Raw genomic sequence first — 24,934 nt, forward strand, 5'->3', positions numbered from 1 at the left:
TACATGTTTGTAAGCAATAAAAGAAACGTTAAAAAAAATAAACCTTTAATCGCAATCCGCTGAAACTGAGTTTATGTCAGAAAGTTGACTATCATTTTGTTTGACGTTATTATGACAGAATGAATGTAATCCTTGGTATTTCTGCTGCCGAAGGAATCGGAATCGGAAAAGCCTTTGTGCTTCCAGATGAGCAGGAACGGAAAATCCCCAAAAGAAAAATCTCTGCCAGTGAAGTTGAATCCGGATGGCGCCGCCTGACCGAAGCCTGCGCGCGGGTTCAAAAGGAATTTTCCGACTCTCTTTCCAGCGGAGAAACCACAAAGGCTCAGAGGGAAGTAATTGAAACATACCAGCTCATGCTTTCAGACCCTGTTTTCATGACGGAGCTTCAGGATTTCTTTTCAAAGAAGCTTTTAAATATAGAATACTGCCTGAATTTTAAAATCAGGGAATACGCCGATATGCTCCGCAACAGCCACAATGAATATTTAGCGGAGCGCGCAAAGGACATTGAGGATGTCTTCAACCGTGTCCTTGATATTTTGCTTGACTACCACCCCTTCGACATCTGGCTTGTTCCGGACGGCGCGGTGATTGTCGGGCGCTCCATGAAAACAAGCGACACTGTGATTCTCGGAAAAAGAAAAATCGCCGGTCTCGCACTGACCGAGGGAAGCAGCGCCTGCCATGTCGCGATTCTTGCAAAGAGCTATGGAATTCCTGTTGTTGTCGGAATCGGGGACGCTTCAAGCCTTACCCAGAACGGCGAAACTGTTGTTGTAGACGGAAATATCGGAGAGCTTATAATTCAGCCGGACAGCGCGACACTCACAAGCGCAAACGCAAAAATTCTTTCCGACCAGAAATATAGAAGCAACCTGCTCAAATTCAAGGAACTGCCGGCAGCCACTGAGGACGGAGTAATATTCAAGCTGTTCGCAAATATCGGAACGCCGGAAGAAGCCCAGATTGCGCTGGACAACGGAGCCGACGGAATCGGTCTGTTCAGGACGGAATTTCTTTTTATGAATTCGTCCAAGAAATTCAGCAGCTCTTCGTCATACGCAAATTCAATGAGCGAAGACGCGCAGTTCGAGGCATACAAAAAAGTTCTACAGCTGATGGGAAACAGGCCCGTTACAATCAGAACACTCGATGCCGGCGGCGACAAGGTTGTTGACGGAACAGATCTTCCTGCTGTTTCAGAAAAAAACCCTCTGATGGGTCTGCGTGCAATAAGAATGTCGCTGTACTGTCCGTCCGTGTTCAGAACCCAGCTCAGGGCACTGTACCGCGCGAGCGTTTACGGCAACCTGAGAATTATGCTTCCGCTGATTACAGATGTTTCCCAGGTTGAAACCGCGCTTGGAATCGCAAAGGGAATCCGCATTTCGCTGAAGGAAGACAATATTCCCTTCAATCCCGATGTTCCCATTGGAATCATGGTTGAAACCGCCGCCGCCGCAATCTGCGCTGACTGCCTTGCACCGTATTCCAAATTCTTCTCGCTCGGAACGAACGACCTTACCCAGTATGTTCTTGGCGTTGACCGTGAAAACCAGGCAGTGAATCCGCTGTACAACGAATTCAGCCTTGCGGTTCTTCGCATGATAAAAAACACTATTCAGAATGCTGAAAAATTCAACATTCCGCTTTCTGTCTGCGGAGAGATGGCAGGAAACAGGGAAAGCGCCGTTATTCTGGCCGGAATGGGCGTAAGAAATTTGAGCATGGTTCCAAAGCAGATTCCTGTTATCAAGGAAATGCTTTCCCATTTTTCAATCAAGGAACTTGAAAATCTTTCAAAGCGTTCGGTGTTTTAAAGTTTTTTCAAGGCTTTCTATAGGAAATTAAATGAAAAAGAACAAAAAGCACAAGCCGGATTTTTCAAAGCCAAAGCCGGAAAAAAAAGCCGCTGAGCTTGAAAGCGCGCAGAACTCCGAAGAAATCACAGCCGCTGAAAAAGAGCTTCCTCAAAAAAAAGAAATCGAAAGCCGCCGCAAAAATTCTGCCCGGAAATTTTTTCCCGACAGAATTTATCATAACCTTCCGCTGATTGTAATCGCCGGACGGCCTAATGTCGGAAAATCCACTTTGTTCAATGCCCTTACGCATACAAAGCGCGCCATTACAGATCCCACACCGGGAGTCACACGCGACCCTGTTGAGGGAACCTGCTTTCTGGCTGGAATGCCGGTTCATCTTATGGACACAGGCGGATATAAGCTCACCCGCAATTTTTCCTCGCGCGAAAGTGAAATGGACGATCTGGTTGTAGAAAAAACAGTCAGCATGTTTCATAAAGCCGACAGAATTCTTCTGCTCCTTGATGCCACGGAAATGAATTCCGAGGACGAAGAGCTTATCCATCTTCTGAGAAATTATTCCGAAAAGCTGATTGTCGCGGTCAATAAAACTGAAGGCGGCAAAAATGAAAACCTCGCCTACAACTATATGCAGTTCGGCTTCAAGGAAATATCGCTGATTTCCGCTTTTCACGGCGACGGACTGGGCGCGCTTCAGGAAAAAATGATTGAAGGCCTTGATTTTTCCAGGGTAACAGAAGGCGGCGAATGTGAAATCCCGGTGAGAATCGCAATTCTTGGAAAGCCGAATGTGGGAAAATCAACTTTAAGCAATGCCCTTACGCACACAGAATCTTCTATAGTGAGCGATTATGCCGGAACCACCCGGGACGTTGTTGAAGGCTCCTTCCGCTACAACGGGCGCGACATTCAAATTCTTGACACAGCAGGAATCCGCAGAAAATCCAAGGTAAGGGAAAACGTTGAATATTATTCCGTGAACCGAGCTATAAAAACCCTGGACGAATGTGACATTGCGTTCATTATGATTGACGCAGTTGAAGGTCTTGCAGAGCAGGACAAGAAAATCACCGCCCTTGCATTTGAGCGCGGCCGTGGAGTTATCTTCATCCTGAACAAATGGGATCTTCTTGAAGACCAGGGCAACAAAACGCTTAAAAGAACAAAAGAGTGGATGCAGGCAATGTTCGGCCAGATGAACTGGGCGCCTATTATTCCGCTGAGCGCAAAAAATCATGACGGAATAAAACTGCTCATGGACACTGCCATAGAAATTTACAGCCAGCTGACACGCAAGGTCGACACCGCAGTTTTAAATACAGCACTAAAGGACTGGCTTTTTAAATATCCGCCGCCTGCAACAAAATCAATTCACTTCAAAATCCGCTATATGACCCAGACGAGCATAAATCCAGTGAATTTCCTGATTTTTGCAACGCGTCCTGACAATGTTCCGCTCACATATATTTCCTACCTTAAAAACAGAATACGGACAGACCTGGGCTTTGACCATATTCCGGTTCAGATAGAAATGAAGGCCAGCCGCCAGAAGTGGCAGGACAGGACTGAGCAGGAAGAAAGGGCGCATTGATGGCGCAGTACAGCATCGGCCAGGTTGAAAAAATAACAGGTGTCAAGCCTCACGTTTTGCGCTACTGGGAAGAAACAGTGCCTGGCTTTGCTCCGCGCAAGGATTATTCCGGCCGGAGAATTTATTCGCAGCGTGATGTGGAAATTATCCTGCGCTTGAAATATCTGATTTATGAAAAAAAATTCACGATTGAAGGCGCAAAAAATCAGCTCATCGAGGACGCAGAAAGAATTCAGCGCAGCCCTGATGCAGTCATAGAACTCAGAAAAATAAGAGCCGAACTGAGCGAGCTTTTCTTTGAGCTTCAAAAGAGCCGCTCTCAAGAGGAAAATTAGTTTATGAAAGAAAAAATAGAGCTTAAATGGTATGAAAAACGCCAGGGAATAACCCTGAAAGATAAAATAAATTCCCAGCAGCGCAAAAATGAAGCCCTGAAAAAACAGAGCAAAAAAACCGCGCCCTATGAAAAAAAATCCCAGCCGAACCGCAGTTTTTCAGGAGGCACAATAAAGCCGCTTGAAGATTTGTTCTGCGCCGAAAAAATTCCAGACGATGCAAAAAGAATACTGGAGGAATTCGACACCATTGTTGAGTCCACACATCCGCTCACATCACGGCAGAAAGTTCTGCTTCCGGGACAAATCCGCAGTCTGAGTCATTTTCTTACTGATGAGCGCGGCGAACGCAGGCTCGGCTATATGAATCAGACTGTCCTTTTGAGCGCGTACGTTCATTATTACACATGGTGGAATCTTGTAAGGCTTGTGCGGCTTTTTTCGAATGTTGATGCAAGCCTCTTCAACGTCAGTGATTCCTCTGTTTTTCTTGACATAGGCTCAGGACCGCTCACTGTTCCCATTTCACTTTTTTTGTCGCGCCCGGAGCTAAGAAAAAAACGGATAACATTTTACTGCCTCGACATTTCCCAGCAGGCAATGGCATTTGGCGAAAATATTTTTTTAAGCATCGCCGCCCGTCTGAAATGCGAGCCGTGGAACATCGTCCGTGTCAGAGGAGAACTTGGAGAGTCGCTAAAGGAAAAGCCTGATTTTATCATAAGCGCGAATTTTTTCAATGAGCTTTGCGATGACTCAAGGGAGCCGCCGGAATTTCTTGCAAAAAAATACACCGAGCAGATTCTTTCTTATTTTGACCGGGAAAACAAAAATGCCCGATGCGTTATTGTCGAGCCGGGAGATCCGCGTTCAGCCCGCCTTGTAAGTCTGATGCGCGGCTTCTTTATGCGCAAGGGCTTTGCTCCTGTTTCGCCGTGCACTCATTCCTGTCCCTGCCCCATGGAAGGAAAAAAAGGCGGAAAATGGTGCAATTTCGTCTTTAAAACTGATGATGCTCCGGCGGCTCTAAAAAAGATTTCAGAAAAAGCGGAGCTGCCAAAGGAAAGGGCTGTGCTTTCTTTTGCTGCCTTCCGGAAAAACATAAGCCAGACTGGCGATTCGCCTGCAAAAGAAGAATTTATGGCGGTCAGAATTGCAAGCGAGCTTATAAGGCTTCCCGGCGGAAAAAGCGGATACTACGCCTGCTCTGAAAAAGGACTTTTGCTTGTAGTTACTTCCCGGCAGCTTTTAAGCGGACAGAAAATCAGCGTTCCCCGGACGGAAAAACATCTTCCGATTGACAAAAAATCCGGGGCTTTTATTCTGGAGCTTTAAGAAAAAAATCAGTCCCTGTAGAGGGCGGCGAGCTTTTCCCGGTGGATTTCTGCAACCCGGTAGCGCATCATTTCCTGCTTTGCGCTCAGCTCCACTCCGACTTCAAAAGGCTTGGTGATTACAGCGATTTTGTTTATCCGCTCAAAGGATTTAAAGCCGTTTTTGGTGCTGATGGCTTCGAACACTTCTCCTTCAAGCAGTTTCTGAATAGGCTCGCTTTCCGCCAGCTCATTGTATGAACTGTAGGTTATTCCGCTTTCGCTTGCATAGTTTTCAATAGAATCCTGATCCGGCAAAATAAGGGCCACAAGATATTTCTGATCCACGCCTTTTTCGTTCGTGCCGAATACAACCGAAGTGGAAATATAGCGCGACTCGTTTATCTTTGCTTCAATAGGAAGCGGCTCTATGTTTTCTCCGCCCTGAAGAACTATTGTATCCTTTTTGCGGCCTCTGAGCTGAATTTCGTTGTTCACGGAAAGAATTGCGATGTCGCCTGTGTCAAACCAGCCGTCCACAGTCATAACCTTGTCTGTAAGATCCGGACGCTTGTAATAGCCCTGCATAACACAGCCGCCTTTCACCTGAAGCGTTCCCTTTCTGCATCTTCCGAGAATGATTCCGTTATCATCAACAACCCTGACTTCTATTCCGCGCAGAGGAGTTCCAACGTTTCCGAACACAGGGTCTGCAACCGGGCGCACACTTACAATAGGCGAAGTTTCCGTAAGCCCGTAGCCTTCCTGAATTTTTACACCTATAGCCCAGAAAAACGCATCAACGTTTGCCGGAAATGCGCCGCCGCCTGCAATTCCAGAGCGGAAATTTTTTCCGACCATCGCCTTTATTTTTCTGAAGACAAGCAGATTTCCCAGAAGCTTCACAGGAAAAAGAAGCAGCCACGGAAGCACAAGAACCGGCCACCAGAATCCAAGATAGTCAGGCCCGAACCTTGTGTTTTTTCTGCGCAGCTTTCTGTCTATTTTGCACCACAGCAGCGCCTCGGAAACAAAAAACTGAAACAGCGCAAATGCAACTCCGCCTGTTTTTCGCATTTTCCGCCATATTCCTTCATATATAGCTGTCCACACACGGGGAACGGCCGGCAAAAGATAAGGGTCAAGCTTTTGAAGATCCTGAAGAAGAACACTTCCGATTGGCTTGCTGTAGCACAAAGTTGCGCCCTGTGCAAGAATTACATATTCAACCGCACGCTGGAAAGCATGCCATACAGGAAGAACCAGCAGCGCCCTTTCGCCGGGATTCAAAAAAATGCGCTCCGTAACCTCGTCAAGCTGGCACAGAAGATTTCCGTGTGTGAGCATTACGCCTTTTGGAGTTCCCGTTGTTCCGCTCGTAAAAATTATAGTCGCAAGGTCGTCCGGCTTTCCCTTTTCAAGCTCCTGCTCCACAACATCGGGGTGCTGTCTGCGCCATTCGTGCCCGGATTTCTGCAAATCCCTGAAAAACAGGCATGAAATTCCGCTGTCCGCACAGCTCGCCTTTGTGTCCTCGGAAACTTCCTCAAACGAAATGATTGTCCTTAAAGTCGGAATGGACTTTTTTATGTTCAGGAGTTTTTTTACCTGGGATTCGTTTTCAGCAATCGTTATTTCAACTTCCGAAAATGAAAGAATGTACGCAAGGTCTGTTTCTGTGGCATCAAGTCCGCGAGGAGTATCGATGGCGCCGATAGAAAGAATTCCAATATCCGCCTGCTCCCATTCTTCGCGGTTGTCGGCTATAAGACCGATTCTGTCTCCGCGTTTTACTCCCATATCAAGAAGCGCGCCTGCAAAATCCATGGCATTTTCAAACAGGTCATGGTAGTTTATTTCCTTGTATTCACCTGATTTTGTTCTTGAAAGCTGGGCCGAAACCTCAGGCCACTGGACTGCGCTTTTTCTGACAAGTTTTGACAGTGTGTCTCCGAATTTGTAATTCATATTGACCTGCTTGATTTATTTGATTTTCGATGTAACTCTGAAAGCTAGTGTAAGTGAAAAAAAAAAGAGTTACAATGAAAAATATAAAAATTTGTAAAAAAAAATATGAAAAAAGACAGAAAATTACAACAAATAGTCGTAATTTTATATGTAATTTTTAAAAGAAAGTTGAGTTTTCCAAAACAACTTTAAAATGTCCTGTAATAATTTTTTCTATTCTTCCGAAAAATAAATGTATGCCGTCAAAACAGAATCTTTATAAAAAGCCCGATTACTGGTCTCAAAAAGCTTTCAAGGAAGGCTATCCTGCAAGAAGTGTTTACAAACTTCAGGAAATAAATGAAAAATTCACAATGCTGAAAAAAAGCTCCGTTGTGCTTGACCTTGGAGCCGCGCCCGGAAGCTGGACAGTCTGGCTTTTAAGAAATATAAAGATGCCGGGCAAAGTTGTTTCCGTGGATTTAAATCCGCTTGCAAAGGATGTCCGGGCTGAAAACCTTGTTTTTTTTCAGGGCGACCTGCTCAGCGAGGAAATCAGAACCGCTATAAAGGAACAGGGGCCGTATGACCTTGTTGTCTGCGATGCGGCTCCCCTGACAACCGGAAACCGAGTGATAGACACACTGCGCTCCAAGTCCCTTGTGGAAATGGCAATCTGGTATGCGGCCGAAATGCTCAAGCCCGGGGGAAATTTCTGTGTAAAAATCTTCCAGAACGGAGATCAGCAGAAACTTCTATTAAAAATGCGCGAAATTTTCACACAGGCAAAAGGATTCAAGCCGGAAGCCTGCCGCACGGAGTCTTTTGAAACTTACCTGATAGGACTATGTAAAAAAAGCGGAGCAGCAGATGAAGAAAAATAAAATTGAGTTTTCAGACGATATATGCTATATTAAGCTTCTAAAAATGAAATCGTATTTAAAATTGGCATTGATGTGCGGCGCGTCCATTTCAGGAATTGCGCTTTTTATAGTAGGAATTACATTTGGTGTTGTCCACTTTAAAAATTCGAGCGGACAGGGCGGCTTTGAGTCTGCCTCCCATATCTCGGGCGAAATTTTCCAAGGGAAAGATATGTCTGTTCAGGCGGACGGCTCTCTTGACGGCGGACTTTCCTACGTGTCGTACCGTGTAAAAAAAGGCGACATGATAAGCTTTATTGCAGACGAATTCGGCGTTACGCAGGACACAATAATCAGCGTGAACAATATCCATGCTTCGCGCCTGATACAGATAGGCCAGTATCTGAAAATACCGTCCATGCCCGGAATTCTTTACACAGTCCGGGAAGACGGCGAAACAGTGGAAACAATTTCTGAAAAATACAAGGTTGATGCGCTGACCTGCTCTTCTGTCAATCACCTGGAGCTGACAGAAAAACTTTCAGCCGGAAAATCGCTTTTTGTTCCTTATGCAGAGCTTGACTGGATTACAAGACAGGAAATAAACGGTGACTTGTTTACAAAGCCGATTCATTCCAGATTCTACTACTCTTCAATGTTCGGCTGGCGCGCAAGCCCCTTTGACAGCTCCAAGCGCACTTTTCACGGTGGAATTGACATGGCATGCGCAAAGGGCACTTCTATTTATGCCGCCCTTCCGGGAAAAGTTTCAGTCTGCGGCTGGAGCGATGTTTACGGCAACTACGTTATTATTTCGCACCATTCAGGATACAAGACACTTTATGGCCACATGAATGAAATTCTTGTGCGCAAGGGACAGGCTGTTGATACTGGAACTAGAATCGGAAAAGTGGGAAACACCGGCATGAGCACCGGTCCGCATCTGCATTTTACAGTCTATAAAAACGGCCGCTCAATAAATCCTGCAAATTTGTGGAAGTAAGGGAGTCTGTATTTTTACAGCCCCTGCTCTTTTACAGCTCAGCCATACTCAAATAATCTTCAATATATAATCAAGACTGCTGTTCATTTTATTTAAAATTTCACTTTTGATTTAACTATCCGCTCATTACAAAGTCCTCTAAGATTGAAACTTTTCCTTTGTTTATATTTATTATAGAAGAAAATGGATATTTTCTGTTTTAGAGGAATACAATTCAAATATCAGGAGTATATTTTTGCTTATCAGTGATAAGAACAGCAATGCATCTTCCGGTTGTATCCAAGATTATAAGATTCTGCGCGGATAAAACCTGTAAAAAAGCCTCACTTGGGAGATATATTTTTTTGTTATTTTTCTATTGTTAAAAGCAGAATTATGAATTATTATTGTTGTATGGCTATCGTTACAGCTCAGATTATCAATCGCTATTACGAAAATTATAAAAACACAGAAATTACATTCTCAAAGGAAATTATACATACATTGAAAATGGATCCGCGGCAGGTATATATAAAATGCAGCGGGCTTCAATGGCCTTGTATAATAAATTCTACGTCATTCAGCCAGGCAAAAATAATCCTTGGAACAAAAAGCGGAGCCTATTCAGTGCTTTCAAAAAAGGATGTTCCGCCTGTGAGCCTTAGGTTTTGCTTTTACCAGCCTGACGGACAGCTGATGAGTTTCTTTGTCACGGCAAAAGTTGCGCTCATAGAGCCTTACATGAACAGCTCAGATCTTTCAATTATCACAATTCAATACACGCAAAGGCCGCCGGATGATTTGATTATGATGATTGGAAACATTCTGGATGCGAATTTCAATGCGGCAAAAAGAAAAGAGGAGCGCATTCTTGTAACCCAGGAATCAATGCGCAAACTCGGTCTGCAAAAAAAGGAAATTGTAATCTATATACAAAACGTTCCGCGCCATTGCATTCTTCAGGATTTGTCCTTTGGCGGAGTCAGAATTGTGCTTCTTGGACTTGCAAAATTCCTTATAAACAAGGAAGCTCTCATTCAGCTTGAATTCGAAGAGCCGCACGAAATAATTTCAATACGGGGAATTATTGTCCGCACGGATTTTATCGAAGGCAGAAAGGATATTATTTCCGCAAGCATAAAATTCGCGGAGGATTCTATAAGCCTGGCTTACAAGGTTCACATAAACAAGTACATTGCAAGCTCAAAGCGCAAGGAGCTTGACAATAAATTCACCGCCGGAGAGCTTGAGGATGCGCAGGCTGTGGAAGAAAAACTGACAGTCCCAGCCCAGCAGCCGGCTCAGCAGGATTCTCCCGAAGCTGGCACTGTCTGAAAATCAGCAGTTCCAACACAAACGTTGGGCTGTTATTTTCACAAGGTATCGCAGCAGGGGTCTTTCCTGCCGCACGAATAAAATTCAGCTGTAAACAGGAAATAAAATGGTTTCTAAAAACTCACTGGAATCTATATATTTTATAAAGCCTCAGCAGGGCTCTGCCCTTTCGCCCAAGGCAATGAAAATCAACTCGGAAATTCCCCTGCCCGTGCAGAAAAAAAACATTGACGACCCGGTTGAAAAAGACATAGCGCGCCTTTCCGAGGAGCAGATTCTTTCAGGAATTCTTACAGTCCTAGCATACGACAGGGAAAATGAAAATTCAGACTACTACAGGGCCCTTATTACGGATATCCGCCCCGGAATCAAAAAAGAGCTGGCGGAAGCTGCAATTCTTAAAACAAAAAACGAAGACTGGGAGCTTGCCGAGGAAATTTGGCTCGCCGTAAACGGAATAGACCCCAGCGACAAGGCTATAATTCTGAACATGGCGATTTTCTTTGACCAGCGCGCCGACAGCTACAGAAGAAATTCCCTGAACGAAGACGCTGATGCCTACGACGAAACAGCCCTCGCCTACTATAGACAGGCCATGGACAGCGACAAGGAAATTCCCGATGTGTATTTCAATGCGGGCTTCTTCTATCTGAAAAAGCATGAGTACGGAGAGGCAAAAGGCTGCTTTGAAAGCTATCTTGCGCTCGTTGCAGACGAAAAGGATGAAGACCTGGGCGAAAATGGAATTTACAAAAAGGAAAGGGCGCAGGAAATAATCGACAAAATCTCAAACAGAAACCTTGAAAACGACAGATTTCATGATGCATACAAGCTGATTTCAGAAGGACAGGAAGAAAAAGGGCTTGAGGAAATAAGGAAATTCATTGTGGACAATCCGTTTGTCTGGAACGCATGGTTCATGCTCGGCTGGGGACTGCGCAGACTCGGGCGCTTTGAGGAAGCAAAACAGGCATTCTTAAAAGCAAGGGAATGTGAGGGCGGAGATGAAAACGCCGACACAATGAACGAGCTTGCAATCTGCCAGATGGAAACCGGCCAGTTTAAGGAAGCAAAAGAAACCCTCACAGAGGCTCTTTCTCTGGATCCTGACAACACAAAGATAATAAGCAATCTCGGCTGCCTGTGCCTTAAACTGAACCAGCAGAGCGAGGCTTTAAAATATTTTGAAGTTGTCCTTGAAATCGACCCGAATGATAAAATAGCCGCTGCTGAAATAGCGAAACTCAGCGCAGAAAGCCAGCTGGACTAGGGACGGTTCAACAGAATTCTGTCGCCGGGTTTTACACCCGTTTTTTCAAACCAGCCCTGCGGAACTTCAAGGGCATATCGCACCGAGCGGGGGCTTTTTACAGGAGCCAGACTGTAGGGGGTCATGTCAAAAATTGCCTGGATAACTCCCGAACTGTCAATATAAGCTATTGAAAGCGGATGCGGTGTATTTTTCATCCAGAAACTCAGAATCTGATCTGTTTCAAACACAAAGAGCATTCCTGTTCCGTCGGGAATATTTTTCCTGTTCATAAAGCCGTAAGTGCGCTCCGCATCTTTCCGGGCAATTTCAGCCTTTACAAAAACGCTGGCGCCGCTGGAAGTCAGAATTTCAAGGTTTTCAACAGGCAGCTTGTATTTTCCGGCCTGGCACGAAAAAAGAAAAGCCGCAAAAACAGCAAACAGAAAAATCCGCTTTGAATTATTCATCACAGCCCCTCAAGAAAATTATCACGGGCCATTTCCTCTGCGCTTTTTTCAACAAGAGCCTTTGACTGTAGCTCCTCAAAAATTCCGCGATCCGTATATTTCAAGGTCAGGGGACGCTCCAGCGCCATTATCACGCTGTCGTCCTTCCATTCAGATTTTTCAGGATTCAGGGTTCCGGGATTTCCGTATTTTTCAGTCAGAGAAGAAAAAACAGAATAATGGTCTATCTTGGAGCGGCGGAGGGTCAGCGTAATTGTGTAGAGTTTTCCCTCGTAAAACTGAAACCAGCATCTTTCAAGGAACGAATACGGCGCAGTGCGGGAAGTGTCCGTTTCGATTAAAGTACGGTTTTCCCCGGGAAGCAGAGAAACGTCCCTGTCGCCGCGGTAGCCGAAATTGTGGTCTTTTTTCAGCGCATCCTTGACCTGCTCAACAGACATTCCAAGCTGTATTCCACGGTAGCCTGCCGGCAGAGCCTCCTGCGCGCAAACAGTAAAAACCGAGAAAAAAAACAAAATGAAAAAACACTTTTTAATTTGCATGCTTTGAACTCTGTTTTCTATAAAAAGCAGCCTGCTTTATAAGCTCATCTATGTCGGGAATATCGATTTTGCCGCCGACAATCCTTATAGTCTGGTCATACTGAACCTGACGGCACGCCTCTGCCTGCTGCCTCAGCGGAATTGCGCACAGCTTCATCACATCGGTCAAAGAAAGCCCCGAATGATAAACGCTTCCCTTTACATGGGGAATTTTCAGCTTTTCAACCTGAAGGGAAATCATATCTATGAGCTTTTCCCTTAAATCTCCAAGCTGTGTATTTGCAAGCTGCCGCTGCATAGCCCAAAGGCGGTCGGCAAACATCATTGTAAGCTTTGAAATCATCTGCGGCTGGGTTGTTACCATCTGGTTGAAGTTCGCCATATTTACAACCATAAGGCGGCACGGCTCATGGGCAATCGCGCTTGCCGAGCGGGGCTTGTTTTCAAGCAGGGCCATTTCCCCGAACATATCCCCTTTCTTGAGCAGGGCAAGAGTAACTTCGTTTCCATCCACAACCTTTGCGATTCTCACAGAGCCTTCCTGGATTATAAACATATCCGAGCCTTTCTGGCACTCTGAAAAAATCATCGAGTCCGCAGGATATTCGCGGAAAATTTCATTTGTAGGCTCCAGATATGCTGCCTGCACCCTTTTACGCAGACCCAGAAAGTTCCGCTTTGCAGCCTCAACATTCACTCCGGCCGGACACTGCTTTAGATACTGATAATAGCCGTACATGGCAATGCTCTGATGCCCTGAATTTTCATAATACTCAGCTATTGAAAAAAGAGATTCAGGAGAATCAAGGATTACATTTTTCAGCGTAAGTTTTGTAAGCTGGTCATTTACAATGCGCATATCCCTGGCAAACGAGCGGACAATTTTCATGGCAACAGGAATATTCTTCACTATCAGCTCTGAATACTGGCTTTTTTGAACCATGATTGCAACAACAGGAGTAACGGCAACCACGTTTTTTGTCTGCCCATGTCCGGACATGCAGGAAACTACGCCAATAAAGTCTCCGGGGCCAAGAATTTCAGGATTTGTGCCCGGAATAGTCACCTCGTTAAAGCATTTTACAGTTCCGCTCTGAATAATAAAAAAACGGTCATTCGCAGAAGTACCTTCAACAAGTATGTATGAATTCTGCTTGAAATTCACAAATGAAAGCTGAAGCAATTTTTAACCACCTTAAAAATCTTACACATGAATCAAGGGAAGCTAGCCCTCAAATAAAGACAACTTCACATTCCAGCATAAAGCCAGTCCTTTCTTTTACAGTTTCCTGCGCCAAGCGGACAAGTTTCCTTATATCAGAACAAGTTGCATTTCCTGTGTTGATAATTATATTTCCATGCCACGGAGCTATCTGGGCACCGCCGATTTTTGTTCCCTTCAGTCCAGCCTCATCAATAAGCATTCCGGCCGGCTTTCCAAAATCACGGTTGTTTTTAAAAACACTCCCCGAGCTCGGAGCCTTGAAATGTCCCTTCATCTCCCTGTCATGGACAAATCTTGCACATTCCGCCTTAATCGAAGCCGTGTTTTCCGGGCGACATTCCCCTGCTTTTAGAGCAACCTTTGTTATGACCGCATTATTTTCCATAAACGGAGAATGTTTATAAGCCCAATGGCTACATTTGTCATCATTATGATACATTTTTATATGTTTCTCAAGAAATTTAAGGGAATTTCCGTCAAATTTTTCCATATCAAGGTATTCCACGCTTGCAATTCTTGAGCTTATGTCATTTGAATAGCACCGCGCATTCATATAGCACGCGCCTCCGCAGGTTCCGGGAAGCCCCGCAAAAGTTTCCATTCCGGCGATTCCCCTGTCTGCGTAGAATTCCACAACCCTGCTCATTTCCGCACCTGCGCCGCAAACCACAACGTCATCCTTCAGCTCAACAGAAGAAAAGCCGCCGGTAGAAACCACCGCGCCGCAGAACCCGGAATCATCAACAATAAGATTGCTTCCGCCGCCCAGAACAAAAAAATCCACGCCGCAGTTCCTGCACTCCGAAATAAAAAGCGCAAGCGAAAAAATATCAGAAGGCTCCGCGAACACAGCTGCATTTCCGCCGACTTTCATCGTTGTATGCAGGCTCATCGGCTCGTCAAAGAGCAGCCTCCCCCTGTACAAGTTCTTGATATTTTCAACTATTTTGCGTATTCTGTTATTCATTGCATTTCATTTTATAGAAAAAAAATAAAAAAATCGATACTAAGGAAACGCTGAAATAATACGAATACGGATTATCAAGCGTTACATAATATCTGATGCAGTGTTTCAAATAAATACTACAAGGCCTGGGAACTTTCAGGCTTCAAGGCGGAAAGTTTTATTCCGCGCAGATTTTTCGACGGAGGAAAAAATGGGGCTTAAACTCTATAATACAATGGGACGCACAATGCAGGAATTCAAGCCGATAAAAGACGGCTTTGTGGGATTTTACGGCTGCGGGCCCACAGTCTACAACTACGCCCACATCGGAAACCTCCGCGCCTATGTGTTTCTGGACACTCTTGACCGCACCCTGACTTTTCTTGGCTATGACAAAAAGCACGTCATGAATATAACGGACATCGGACATCTTACAGGCGATGCTGATGAAGGCGAAGACAAAATGCTCAAAACAGCGCAGGAGCGGCATCAGTCAGTTCTTGAAGTCGCCAAGTTCTACACCGATGCGTTTTTCAAGGACATTGACAGGCTGAACATAATCCGGCCGGATGTTGTCTGCAAGGCAACAGAACACGTCCAGGACATGATTGAGCTTATAAAAAAAATTGAAGCCAACGGGCACACATATATGTCGGGCGGAAATCTGTACTACGACGTTACCACATATCCGGACTACGGCAAACTGGCATGCCTGAACCTTGACGACCTGAAGGCAGGAGCAAGAATCGAAGTTGACCAGAACAAAAAAAATCCCTGCGACTTCGTGCTGTGGTTTACAAAGTCAAAGTTCGAAAACCAGGCGCTCACCTGGGATTCTCCATGGGGAAGAGGCTATCCGGGCTGGCACATAGAATGTTCCGCAATGAGCATGAAATACCTCGGCGAGCACTTCGACATCCATACAGGCGGAATTGACCACGTTCCGATCCATCACACAAACGAAATCGCACAGTCAGAAGGCGCAACCGGACACAAATGGGTGAACTACTGGCTTCACAACGAATTTCTTGTCATTGCAAAGGACAAAAAGGCGGCGGATTCAGGACAGGCTGAAAAAATGTCCAAGTCGCACGGCAATTTTCTGACACTACAGTCCCTGGTGGAAAAAGGCTACAATCCGCTTGATTACCGTTTTTTCCTGCTGGGAGGACATTACCGCAAGCAGATTTATTTCAGCTGGGATGCAATGGACAGCGCAAAGAATTCCCGCGCCGCGCTTATACAGAAAATTTCACGGCTTGCGCAGAATGCAGGCGGAGCAGAATCGCTACAGGTTTCCAAGCAGTATTCCAAGGGAGAAGCTTCCGGAACAGAAAATCTTTCTGAAAAAGCAAGGGAATACATTGAAAAATTCACCGCGGCACTGGAAAACGACCTTTCGACACCGGTTGCCCTCAGCTGTATTCAAAAAGCCGCAAAAGACACTTCACTTGCCCCGGAAGAAGCACTGGAGCTTATTCGCAGAATGGACAGCGTAACCGGACTGAACCTTATGCAGACCACGGCGGAATTCCTGAATGAATCAAAAAAGCAGCAGGAAAATTCCCCTGACCACTCAAACGACCCTGAGGCACAGGAAATCGACGCTCTTGTGGCAGAAAGAGTTGAAGCAAAAAAGGCCAAGAACTTTGCAAGGGCAGATGAAATCCGCGCACAGCTCGCCGCCCGTGGAATCGTCATCACTGACACTCCAGGCGGAGCTGTATGGAAGCGTTCTTAGCCCGGTGAAAACCGTAAATAATCCGGAGATAAATGTAACTAAACAGGAAGTATTGTGTTTTCTTTTAATAAAAGCGAATCTGGCTCTATAAATTGCGCAGATTCAAAGGACTTCAGAAAATTGTACGATTCTTCAATGGAACTTTTATTCAAGGTTTCATTGAAAATTGTAGACGATGAGGAAGCCGCAGAAGATTTAGTCCACGACTCATTCATAAAGGCGAATGAAAAGGCAATGGTTTTTCCTTCAATGAACGATGCTGTTTTCTGGCTTATAAGGGTTGTAAAGAACGCATCCCTCAACTATGCCAAGCGGAAAGTCAGGGAGGCAAACGCCTATCACAAAGCCCTGTACGAAGGCCGCCAGCAGATGGAAAGCGGAGAAACAGAGCTTTTAAAAAGTGAAGCCAAAAAAATCGCCATGGATGCGCTGAACAAGCTTCCTGACAATTTGAAAGAAGTGCTGATTCTAAAAGAATATGCCGATATGAACTATAAGGATATCGGCCGCCAGCTCGGGATTACAGAGGGTAATGTAAAGGTGAGGGTGTTCCGGGCAAAGGCGCAGCTATTAAAACTGATAGGAGAAGAAGATGTTTACTTGTCCTGAAGATGACATTCATTCTATCTATGCAGACGGAGAACTTCCTCAGAATTACATAAGCGAATACGAAGCGCATGTACGTTCCTGCCCAAAATGCTCCGCCCGGCTGAAAACCTTCCAGGCGCTGCACTCTGTTTTTTCAGGGGACAAAGATGCCTTGCATTTTTCACAGGAAAATCTGGATTCCAGCTTTGAGAGATTACAGGCGCGGCTTTCATACAAGAAAATAACACACAGCGGAAAAAACAATTTTATGATTTTCCAGGCAATGAGCGGCATAAAGTATTTTGCAGCCGGAATTGCCGCAGCCGCTGTTTTTGTCTTTATTCTGCCGGGAAGCAGAGGCAGCAATCCATTTGAAAGGCAAATTCCTTCATTTCAGCCTGTGGCGCGGACTTCGATTTCCTCAACCGCAAACCAGGTAACCTTTGACGGAAACATAGACGTTTCGGTTTTAAATTCAATTCTTGCTTCAGACAGCGCAGACCAGAGTTTTTCGCTTCAGGCTGTTTCCTACGGACAGGATTCGGACGCGCCGGTTCTTATAATAGCAGGGCCGCATTTAAAAAGAAAAACGCAGACTCCTTCTCTCACAAGCTACGATGTATTTTATCCTCAGGAACAGGAATCCATGCAGAAAGACAGGAACAAGGGCTTTTCTTTTTATGTTTCCTACCCGTTTTCAGAAAATTTAGCTTCAGGAAATTAAATTGGCTTTTTTTAAATCATATATAACTCTTTTGAGGCGTTCTCCGCTTGTAAGAATAAGCAGCTGGATATTGATTATCGTGCTTTCTATTTTTCTTTTTGGAATACTGAGCCGGAATGTCAGGAAAAAGCCGGTGATAGCTTCAATAAGCCCCATGATCGGCTCTCCGGGCGACGAAATGATAATAGAAGGCAGCAACTTCGGCGAAACACGGGAAAATTCAAGCGTTGAAATCGCAGGCTCCAAGGTAACATCGAGCGGCTATACATTCTGGAGCGACAGAAAAATAAGGCTTGTAATTCCCCAGAATGTGCAGGACGGACTTGTTACGGTGGCAACGGCGGCAGGAGTTTCAGAGCCGGCATTCTTTGCAAACGAAAATGACATTCCGGTTGCGGCTTCTATTTCGCCTGCAACAGCGCTTCCTTCAATCGCCTCGGTTTCCGCAGAAACAGCCGTTGTCGGGCAGGTGATAGAAATCCGCGGGGCAAATTTTGGAAATTCACGGGGAGCTTCAAAAGTTTACTTCACGGCGAACCGCGATGAAACTTCAGCGATACACGGCTCCGAGCAAAATGAAAAGCCGGAAAAAAACAACCTCTTTATTTCCGCAAGCGAAACAGACTTCGATTATATCACATGGACAGACTCGGAAATCGCTGTGAGAATTCCAGACGGAGCGGCAACAGGCCCGTTTTTTATAGAAACCGTCCACGGAACAAGCGCGGCAAAAAAAATAACGGTCAGCTTCCCCTATGGAAAAAAGCAGTATGCGAACCAGAGAACCTACGTAATCCAGGTGGCGGCGGATATTTCAAACCACATATCATCGCAGGAAAGCTCAATCCTGCTGTACATTCCAAAGCCGGCCGTTTCTTCATTCCAGCCTTTTGTGGAGCTGAACGAAGTCTATCCGGAGCCGTTTATAATCGATGATAATTTCAATGTGATTCACAACAAGCCGCTCAATCAAATTCTGAACAACAAGCAGAGATTCAGCCAGACATTTATCGTGAGCGTTTTCAGCGTGAAGGGAAATTACAACCCCAAGAATTCCGGGCAGTACAAGGAAAAAACAGGTCTTCTGTACACTAAGAACACAGTGGCAGACGGCTGTGTTCCCTCTGACGCAAAGGCAGTTTCCACGCTCATGGAAGTGATAGTCGGAAACGAAAAGAATCCGTACAGGCAGGCAAGGCTCATCTATGATTTCATGACAAGTAAATACGAGATTTCAGAAAAAATCCGCACGGGAAACATTTCACCCCTTGACCTGATACGGCGCAAAACAGGCGATGCCTATGACTTTGCAATCCTGTACACCGCCTTATGCCGGGCGGCTGGAATTCCGGCTGTTCCCGTGGCAGGAATTCTTGCGCACGACAAATCCACAGTAGCACCGCACTGGTGGACGGAGCTGTATTTTGAAGGATACGGCTGGCTTCCGGTTGACGTGTCGCTCGGAGCCGGGCTTGCGTTCGCTCCGTTCATAGAAATAGAAGACCCGGGGGAATTCTACTTCGGCAACATCGACAATCAGCATATCGCATTCAGCCGCGGATGGCACCAGATAAAGCAGTCGTCCATAGACAGCAAGATTGTCTACAGACCAAGGACATACGCACTCCAGTCCCTGTGGGAGGAAGCCGGAGATAAAACGTCAAGCTACAGCTCACTGTGGAACAATCCGGTCATACAGGGAATTTATTAAGCGGCGCCTTCAATTCCGCCGGAATTCTTTACGCATAGCCCTGAATGTTGACTTTTTGCAAGAGGCATGATAAAAACTGACAAAAGCGCGATTTTATATTTGCGCTGCAAGCCTTTATACAATATGATTTTTTTGCAGCAGGGCGCAGCAGCTCTGGTGTTTTTACGGGAGTATTATGACTACAAAAATTTTAAGCGTGGGCGGCTCAATAATCGCTCCGGACAAGCCTGACGAAGAATTTCTTTTTTCCTTCAGCAGCATGATTTGCAGCTGGCTTTCAGAAAACAAAGATTCCAGGCTCATCTTTGTTGCCGGGGGCGGAGGTCCTGCAAGAAATTACCAGAATTCATATAAATCGGTTTTTGCAAAATTCAGCGACGAACAGAAAAAAATTCTTTCGCCTGCAAGCGATGACGACTGCAACTACGCATGCGACTGGATTGGAATAATGGCAACACGCCTGAATGCGCAGCTTTTAAAGACAGTTTTCGGGCCGCTGTGCAAGCAGGATGTCATAACAGACCCCACGGAGCCTGCTGAATTCACAGGAAGAATTCTTGTTGCGGCAGGGTGGAAGCCGGGATTTTCCACAGACAACGATGCGGTTCTTCTTGCCGAGCGCTTTGAAGCAAAAACAGTGATAAACCTTTCGAACATCGAAAAAGTCTACACGGACGACCCACGGAAAAACCCGGAGGCAAAGCCAATCGACAGCATTTCATGGAGTGAATTCAGAAAAATGGTGGGCGATGAATGGGTTCCCGGAAAAAACTGTCCGTTTGACCCTATCGCCTCCAAAAAAGCGCAGGAGCTGGGGCTTTCTGTTATCTGCGCCGGCGGAAAAAACATTGAAAACATCAAGTCCATTCTGGATGGAAAAAATTACATAGGAACAACAATTTCATAAGGCAATGAAAAAAATATATTTAGTGCTGTCCACAGTTTTTATTTTAGCAACCGCGGTTTCATGCGTATCAACAAGAGGGCGTGAACCCATTTCCAGGAATCTTTCCGCTCCGGGCGTAAAGTCAGAAAAGCAGCTTTACAATTTTTTTATGAGCGCGAACCCTTCCGCGGACAAAAAGGAAGTTGCAAGGCTCGCCGCCCTTTACATTGATGAGGCAGAAATGGAAGGAATCAACAGCGACTGTGCCTTTGTCCAGATGTGCCTTGAAACAGGCTTCCTTAGGTTCGGGAATCTTGTTACGCCACAGATGCACAACTACTGCGGACTGGGCGCAATAGACGCAGAGCACCCCGGCGAGACTTTTGCCACTGAACAGCTCGGAGTGAGGGCGCACATTCAGCATCTGCATGCCTATGCCACAAAAGACATCAGCCTGAACAACGAATGTATAGACCCAAGATACCGCTATGTGAATCCGCGCGGAAAATCCCCCACAATCGCGGGGCTTGCCGGAACATGGGCCGCGGACAGGAGTTATTCCACAAAATTGGAGCAGCTTTTAATCCGCCTTGAATCATTTTAAGGAATAAGTTTTAAGCATAACGATATTCCGGTTTACAGTGTCATTCTGATTTTTTACATTGTCATTCCGAACTTTTAACTGTCATTCCGAACTTTTAACTGTCATTCCAAGCTTTTAACTGTCATTCCGAACTCGTTTCGGAATCTATGCTGTGCACAACACAGATGCTGAAACGAGTTCAGCATGACGGTTGAAGCTCAGCATGACGGTTGAAGTTCAGCATGACATGTCACCCCGAACTTGTTTCGGGGTCTATGGTGTGTCCAGTACAGATGCTGAAACGAGTTCAGCATGACAGTTGAAGTTCAGCATGACAGTTGAAGTTCAGCATGACAGTTGAAGTTCAGCATGACACTTGAAGTTCAGCATGACACTTGAAGTTCGACATGACGGGTTTTAGGCAGCAGCATGACGGTAGTTTTTGGGCGGCATTTTATTTGTGCGCAATTATTTCTATCTCTTCTTCCGTAAGTCCGTAGAGTTTATAGACAAGAGCGTCTATTTGGTGTTCAAGGTCTTCTGTGGCGGCGGCGGATTTTTTGGCGGCGATGATTTGCTCTACCAGGGAAATGATTTCCGTTTGCAATTCTGCATTGTTTTCTGAAAGCTGAGGCAGGGGCAGAGCATCTACTTCATAGCCGTTTACATTGCTTGATGTGCTTGTTGCCTTAAAAATAAAGTTGAGCAGTTTAGAGTTAAATAATGCGAGAAGCAGTTTTGGCGGATAATTCGTTTGATATTTTAAGAAATTTGCAGAATTAGCAAGAATCATATTTTGAGGTGCAAGGGCAGCCTTTAACCTTTGTTTTTCATTTATTCCAGAAAGACCTTGTAATACAATCCTCTCATGTTTTGTTTGTTCTTGTTTTTCTATTGAACATTTCTTGAAAAATTCATCGACATCAACAAATTCAATTTTTCCTTGAGATATTTCTTCATTTGTTTTTTTGAGTACATACCGTGCAATCTGAACACCTTTTACAAGCATTTGCTTTGTGTTATCGTCTGTTAAATATTTCTTGCCTTGTGTCATATCAAGTTCACCTGTAAAACACGGTGCAATTTCTCCAAACTTTAACAAGTCTTTTCTTGAACGCAGTTCCATTAAAAGACTAAAAGTGTCGCGGTCACACATTGGAATTTGCATCATTTCCGGGCTAAAATCCTTTATATCTCGTATAGAAAAACTTGCCCTGTTTTTGGGAATCATTTTCTCAAATGTAACGCCAACTGTCATTTTTTCTTCCCGCTTTTCATTTGAAGAAAGTAATATTGCTGTTGACATCTTGGCATCTTCAAATACACGCCGAGCCGTTGAATCTCTTTCAGGGAAAGCGTCTATTCGCAAAAATGAATGATTTTCAAAAATTGAATTTCGAATTTTAATTGAACTTGTATCTGCAAGAATTCCAAACGGAATAATCATGCATAAATAACCAGATTTTGCCATTAGCCGGAAACCGAGTGCATAAAAAACTTTGGCGGCGTTTATCATTCCTTCATCAGCTTCTGCATATCGTTCACGAATAAAATCAATAGCAGCAGCATCTGTAGTCAGACTTATTTTCTGGTTTTGTTTTTTATTAAATATTCCATACGGCGGATTGCCAATAACCGCGTCAAAGCCTGTAAACCGTCCGTCGTCGTCAAGCAGCTCCGGGAACTCGAACATCCATTCCAGCGAGTTTTTAAAAATGTCTTCTTTAGAAGCCTTTTCGTTGGCTTCTTCATCAAACAAATCGTACTGGATGACACCGCGAATCTGGCTCTTTACTTTTCTGATTGCCTCGTCAACCGCGCGCTTTGTTTCCTTGTTGTTTTCGTTCTTGTATGCGCAGACCGCCTTTTTGTATTCGTTTACAAGCTTCTTAAATTCCCTTGATTTTGTCTCGTCATTTTTTACCTGCTCAATAACGGAGCTTCCCGTACGCACGTCGTATTTTGAAACAAGCGAGTTGCCGCATTTTATGTTGATGTCGATGTTAGGCAAAGTTTCAAGCTGTGTGTAGCCGCTCGCTTCTGTGTAGTAAGTATTCTTCAAAAGCTCAATCCAGAGCCTGAGCCGGCAGATATAGACGCTGGCAGGATTTATGTCCACGCCAAAAAGACAGTTTTCTATAATCGTGCGCTTTTCGGCAAAGACTGCCTCCTGGACACGCTGGCGCTCGCTGTTTGTAGTATAAACAAAAGGGTTTCCGTCATCATCAAGAATTGAAATCTCATCGTTTTCAAGCCTCAGCTCCCAGTCACCGCGCTTTATGCGCTTGCCGTTTTTATCCAGCAAAATATTCAGATACGACTTTATAAAAAGAAGCCTGTTCAGCACGGAAACAAGAAAATGTCCGCTGCCCACAGCAGGGTCGCATATTCTTATTGTATTGAAGATTGCATTTGCCTCTTGCCTGTCCTCAATTTCATCCGCAAGCTCGTCAAGATTCCTGCACTTCCACCCTTTCACCTCATTGAATTTTTGAATTACGGCCTTTTCAACGGTTTCTTTTGCCATGTATTCAGTAATAAAGCCCGGAGTAAAGAATGAGCCGTCCTTGTAGCCGTTGATTTTTTCAAAGATAAGGCCAAGCACGGAAGCGTTTATCAGTGTCTTGGAATTCTGCGTGATTCCCCCGGCAGAGTCGCTGGAAAAATTATATGCGTCCAGAAAGCGGAAGATATACGCAAGATTGTCGAGCGAGCCTGTCAGGCGGTTTCCTTTTTCGTCTTTTAAAACTGTCTTGCTGTAAAGCTTAATCGGCTTGTTTTTTATCCCGCGAATCTGAAGACGGCTTTCTTCTTCGCTGATTTCAAAAAGCGAGCTGTTCAGATACGGCACAAACTTGTATTTTTCGCGGACTTCACTGTCGCGGTTTTCAATCCTGCGTCCTAAAACTTTAAAAAAGAGAATGTTAAGCTCGTCAAAATCCGGCACAAGTTTTTCAGTAAGGAATTTATAATCTGAATTTCCCTTTTTGTATGCAAGCTGCTGGCTTTCTACAAGCTTCAGGAACAGAAGCCGGTTCACCCAGGTAATCACCAGATGCAGGGCGGTTTCAAAACATTTTTCTTCATTGGATATTTCTTCTTCAAGCTGATAAATTGCGCTTTCAACAAGGCTTGCGCTGTCCCTGCTGTCCGCAGATTTACGCTGAATGAGTTTTTTGCCGCCGTCTTTTATTTCTTCCAAGCCGATTATATGCAAAAGCTCCGCATAAAAATTCCGGTCAAGGCTGTTTGAATCATTGGCAAAAGGCTTTGCAAGCAGATGTTCCGGCGAAAAGATTTTGTAAAGCGGCACAAGAGATTCTTCACCCTGTTCATAAAAAGACTTCGGCGTTATATGGGTGACATCAATATTCTCATTCTCAATCCATTTTTCAATCGCAGGCTTTGCGCAGTTTTCATAGAAGAACGAAGTTTTTGTGTCGGCCAGCTGTTTTGCTTCAAATTTATTGAACTGGTCAACAATAGGATTTGTCTTTGCAAGAAAGAACCTTGAAAAATCCTTTGCATCAAAAATATAAAAATCTTCGTAATTGGTAATAATTATATGCTTTATCTCGTTGTTACCGAATTTAAGTTTTTCCTGCAAGAAATAATACACACATTCCTGCAAGGCTTTGCAGTTCTGATTATTTTTGGAAAACATTTCCGCCGCATTTGCTGGAGATTTTGCTTCAATTATAACCGCAGGCTTTGAGCCTGTGTCGTTGCCATTGAAAATGACTAAATCTTCACGGCCATTTGTGTTTACGGAATAACCCGGCGAATACCATGAGTTTGTCAGAAAATCTTTTATCAGCCCCTTGTGATATTCTTCAGATTCTCCGTCCTTTGCGGAATTTACATAGATTCCAAGATTTTTTGAAAGCTTTTGAATTTCAGATTCAAGTACAGGAAGTTTGTAAAATACTGTATTCAAAGCCTTTTTTGGATTAATAAAATTTATGCTCATAAAATTCTCCCATAAAAAGACAAGAAGTGGCTGTTCCAAAAGTATAGTTCATAGTGTCATTCCGAATTTATATACTGTCATTCCAAACTTTTAACTGTCACCCCGAA

20 protein-coding genes are annotated in these 24,934 nt (G+C 44.7%); 14 read left to right on the plus strand and 6 right to left on the minus strand.

Translation table 11 applies throughout. The features are described from left to right. The first annotated feature begins 119 nt into the window (after positions 1 to 119). The 4 genes from ptsP to ACI4L0_RS09170 are packed head-to-tail and all read left to right on the plus strand — an operon-like array spanning position 120 to position 5,087. A complete protein-coding gene (gene ptsP / locus ACI4L0_RS09155; RefSeq protein WP_439799865.1) occupies positions 120 to 1,823 on the plus strand; it encodes a phosphoenolpyruvate--protein phosphotransferase in 1,704 nt (567 codons plus the stop codon). 31 nt (positions 1,824 to 1,854) lie between these two features. Then, complete coding sequence (der, locus tag ACI4L0_RS09160; RefSeq protein ID WP_439799866.1) at positions 1,855 to 3,417, plus strand: ribosome biogenesis GTPase Der; 1,563 nt, start codon at positions 1,855 to 1,857, stop codon at positions 3,415 to 3,417. Then, positions 3,417 to 3,752, plus strand: a complete 336-nt coding sequence (locus ACI4L0_RS09165) for a MerR family transcriptional regulator (RefSeq protein WP_439799867.1) — start codon at positions 3,417 to 3,419, stop codon at positions 3,750 to 3,752. The genes der and ACI4L0_RS09165 overlap by 1 nt, the downstream gene beginning before the upstream one ends. A 3-nt stretch (positions 3,753 to 3,755) precedes the next feature. Further along, on the plus strand, positions 3,756 to 5,087 hold the full coding sequence (locus tag ACI4L0_RS09170) for a small ribosomal subunit Rsm22 family protein (RefSeq protein ID WP_439799868.1): 1,332 nt from the start codon (positions 3,756 to 3,758) through the stop codon (positions 5,085 to 5,087). Positions 5,088 to 5,095: 8 nt separating this feature from the next. On the opposite strand, the gene ACI4L0_RS09175 is transcribed toward ACI4L0_RS09170, so the two are convergent. Beyond that, positions 5,096 to 7,033, minus strand: a complete 1,938-nt coding sequence (locus tag ACI4L0_RS09175) for an AMP-dependent synthetase/ligase (RefSeq protein ID WP_439799869.1) — start codon at positions 7,031 to 7,033, stop codon at positions 5,096 to 5,098. Between the two features lie 236 nt (positions 7,034 to 7,269). On the opposite strand from ACI4L0_RS09175, the gene ACI4L0_RS09180 reads away from it, so the two are divergent. From ACI4L0_RS09180 to ACI4L0_RS09195, 4 genes are all read left to right on the plus strand, one after another. Then, the gene (locus tag ACI4L0_RS09180) at positions 7,270 to 7,896 is read left to right on the plus strand and encodes an SAM-dependent methyltransferase (protein WP_439799870.1); all 627 of its coding nucleotides are present in this window, start codon (positions 7,270 to 7,272) and stop codon (positions 7,894 to 7,896) included. Further along, a complete protein-coding gene (locus ACI4L0_RS09185) occupies positions 7,883 to 8,878 on the plus strand; it encodes a LysM peptidoglycan-binding domain-containing M23 family metallopeptidase (RefSeq protein ID WP_439799871.1) in 996 nt (331 codons plus the stop codon). The genes ACI4L0_RS09180 and ACI4L0_RS09185 overlap by 14 nt, the downstream gene beginning before the upstream one ends. A gap of 393 nt (positions 8,879 to 9,271) precedes the next feature. Further along, positions 9,272 to 10,192: a PilZN3 domain-containing protein gene (locus ACI4L0_RS09190; RefSeq protein WP_439799872.1), complete on the plus strand. Its 921-nt coding sequence runs from the start codon at positions 9,272 to 9,274 to the stop codon at positions 10,190 to 10,192. 106 nt (positions 10,193 to 10,298) lie between these two features. Next, positions 10,299 to 11,462 (plus strand): tetratricopeptide repeat protein, encoded by a 1,164-nt coding sequence (locus tag ACI4L0_RS09195; protein ID WP_439799873.1) that lies wholly within the window; start codon positions 10,299 to 10,301, stop codon positions 11,460 to 11,462. On the opposite strand, the gene ACI4L0_RS09200 is transcribed toward ACI4L0_RS09195, so the two are convergent. The 4 genes from ACI4L0_RS09200 to murB are packed head-to-tail and all read right to left on the minus strand — an operon-like array spanning position 11,459 to position 14,645. Further along, positions 11,459 to 11,911, minus strand: coding sequence for a DUF192 domain-containing protein (locus tag ACI4L0_RS09200; protein WP_439799874.1), 453 nt, complete (start codon positions 11,909 to 11,911; stop codon positions 11,459 to 11,461). The genes ACI4L0_RS09195 and ACI4L0_RS09200 overlap by 4 nt on opposite strands. Further along, positions 11,911 to 12,426 carry a hypothetical protein gene (locus ACI4L0_RS09205; RefSeq protein WP_439799875.1) on the minus strand — a complete coding sequence of 172 codons (516 nt, stop codon included), beginning with the start codon at positions 12,424 to 12,426 and terminating at the stop codon, positions 11,911 to 11,913. Before ACI4L0_RS09205 ends, ACI4L0_RS09200 begins: the two co-directional genes overlap by 1 nt. Positions 12,427 to 12,442: 16 nt before the next feature. Next, positions 12,443 to 13,636 carry a Crp/Fnr family transcriptional regulator gene (locus ACI4L0_RS09210; RefSeq protein ID WP_439799876.1) on the minus strand — a complete coding sequence of 398 codons (1,194 nt, stop codon included), beginning with the start codon at positions 13,634 to 13,636 and terminating at the stop codon, positions 12,443 to 12,445. Positions 13,637 to 13,685: 49 nt separating this feature from the next. Next, positions 13,686 to 14,645 (minus strand): UDP-N-acetylmuramate dehydrogenase, encoded by a 960-nt coding sequence (murB, locus tag ACI4L0_RS09215; protein WP_439799877.1) that lies wholly within the window; start codon positions 14,643 to 14,645, stop codon positions 13,686 to 13,688. Between the two features lie 190 nt (positions 14,646 to 14,835). Here murB and cysS point away from each other — a divergent pair, with 190 nt between their 5' ends. From cysS to ACI4L0_RS09245, 6 genes are all read left to right on the plus strand, one after another. After that, positions 14,836 to 16,365: a cysteine--tRNA ligase gene (gene cysS / locus ACI4L0_RS09220; RefSeq protein ID WP_439799878.1), complete on the plus strand. Its 1,530-nt coding sequence runs from the start codon at positions 14,836 to 14,838 to the stop codon at positions 16,363 to 16,365. A gap of 54 nt (positions 16,366 to 16,419) precedes the next feature. After that, positions 16,420 to 16,974, plus strand: a complete 555-nt coding sequence (locus ACI4L0_RS09225; RefSeq protein WP_439799879.1) for an RNA polymerase sigma factor — start codon at positions 16,420 to 16,422, stop codon at positions 16,972 to 16,974. Next, entirely contained in the window at positions 16,958 to 17,677 is a 720-nt protein-coding gene (locus ACI4L0_RS09230) for an anti-sigma factor family protein (RefSeq protein ID WP_439799880.1), read from the plus strand. Before ACI4L0_RS09225 ends, ACI4L0_RS09230 begins: the two co-directional genes overlap by 17 nt. 1 nt (position 17,678) lies before the next feature. Next, a complete protein-coding gene (locus ACI4L0_RS09235; RefSeq protein ID WP_439799881.1) occupies positions 17,679 to 19,388 on the plus strand; it encodes a transglutaminase domain-containing protein in 1,710 nt (569 codons plus the stop codon). 175 nt (positions 19,389 to 19,563) lie between these two features. Beyond that, positions 19,564 to 20,295 carry a UMP kinase gene (pyrH, locus tag ACI4L0_RS09240; protein WP_439799882.1) on the plus strand — a complete coding sequence of 244 codons (732 nt, stop codon included), beginning with the start codon at positions 19,564 to 19,566 and terminating at the stop codon, positions 20,293 to 20,295. Positions 20,296 to 20,299: 4 nt separating this feature from the next. Next, entirely contained in the window at positions 20,300 to 20,878 is a 579-nt protein-coding gene (locus tag ACI4L0_RS09245; protein WP_439799883.1) for a glucosaminidase domain-containing protein, read from the plus strand. Between the two features lie 433 nt (positions 20,879 to 21,311). Here the strand turns inward: ACI4L0_RS09245 and ACI4L0_RS09250 are convergent, their stop codons facing one another. After that, positions 21,312 to 24,827, minus strand: a complete 3,516-nt coding sequence (locus ACI4L0_RS09250) for a type IIG restriction enzyme/methyltransferase (protein ID WP_439799884.1) — start codon at positions 24,825 to 24,827, stop codon at positions 21,312 to 21,314. Between the last annotated feature and the right edge of the window lie 107 nt (positions 24,828 to 24,934).

Source organism: Treponema sp., from assembly GCF_051883275.1.
Classification (GTDB): Bacteria; Spirochaetota; Spirochaetia; order Treponematales; family Treponemataceae; genus Treponema_D.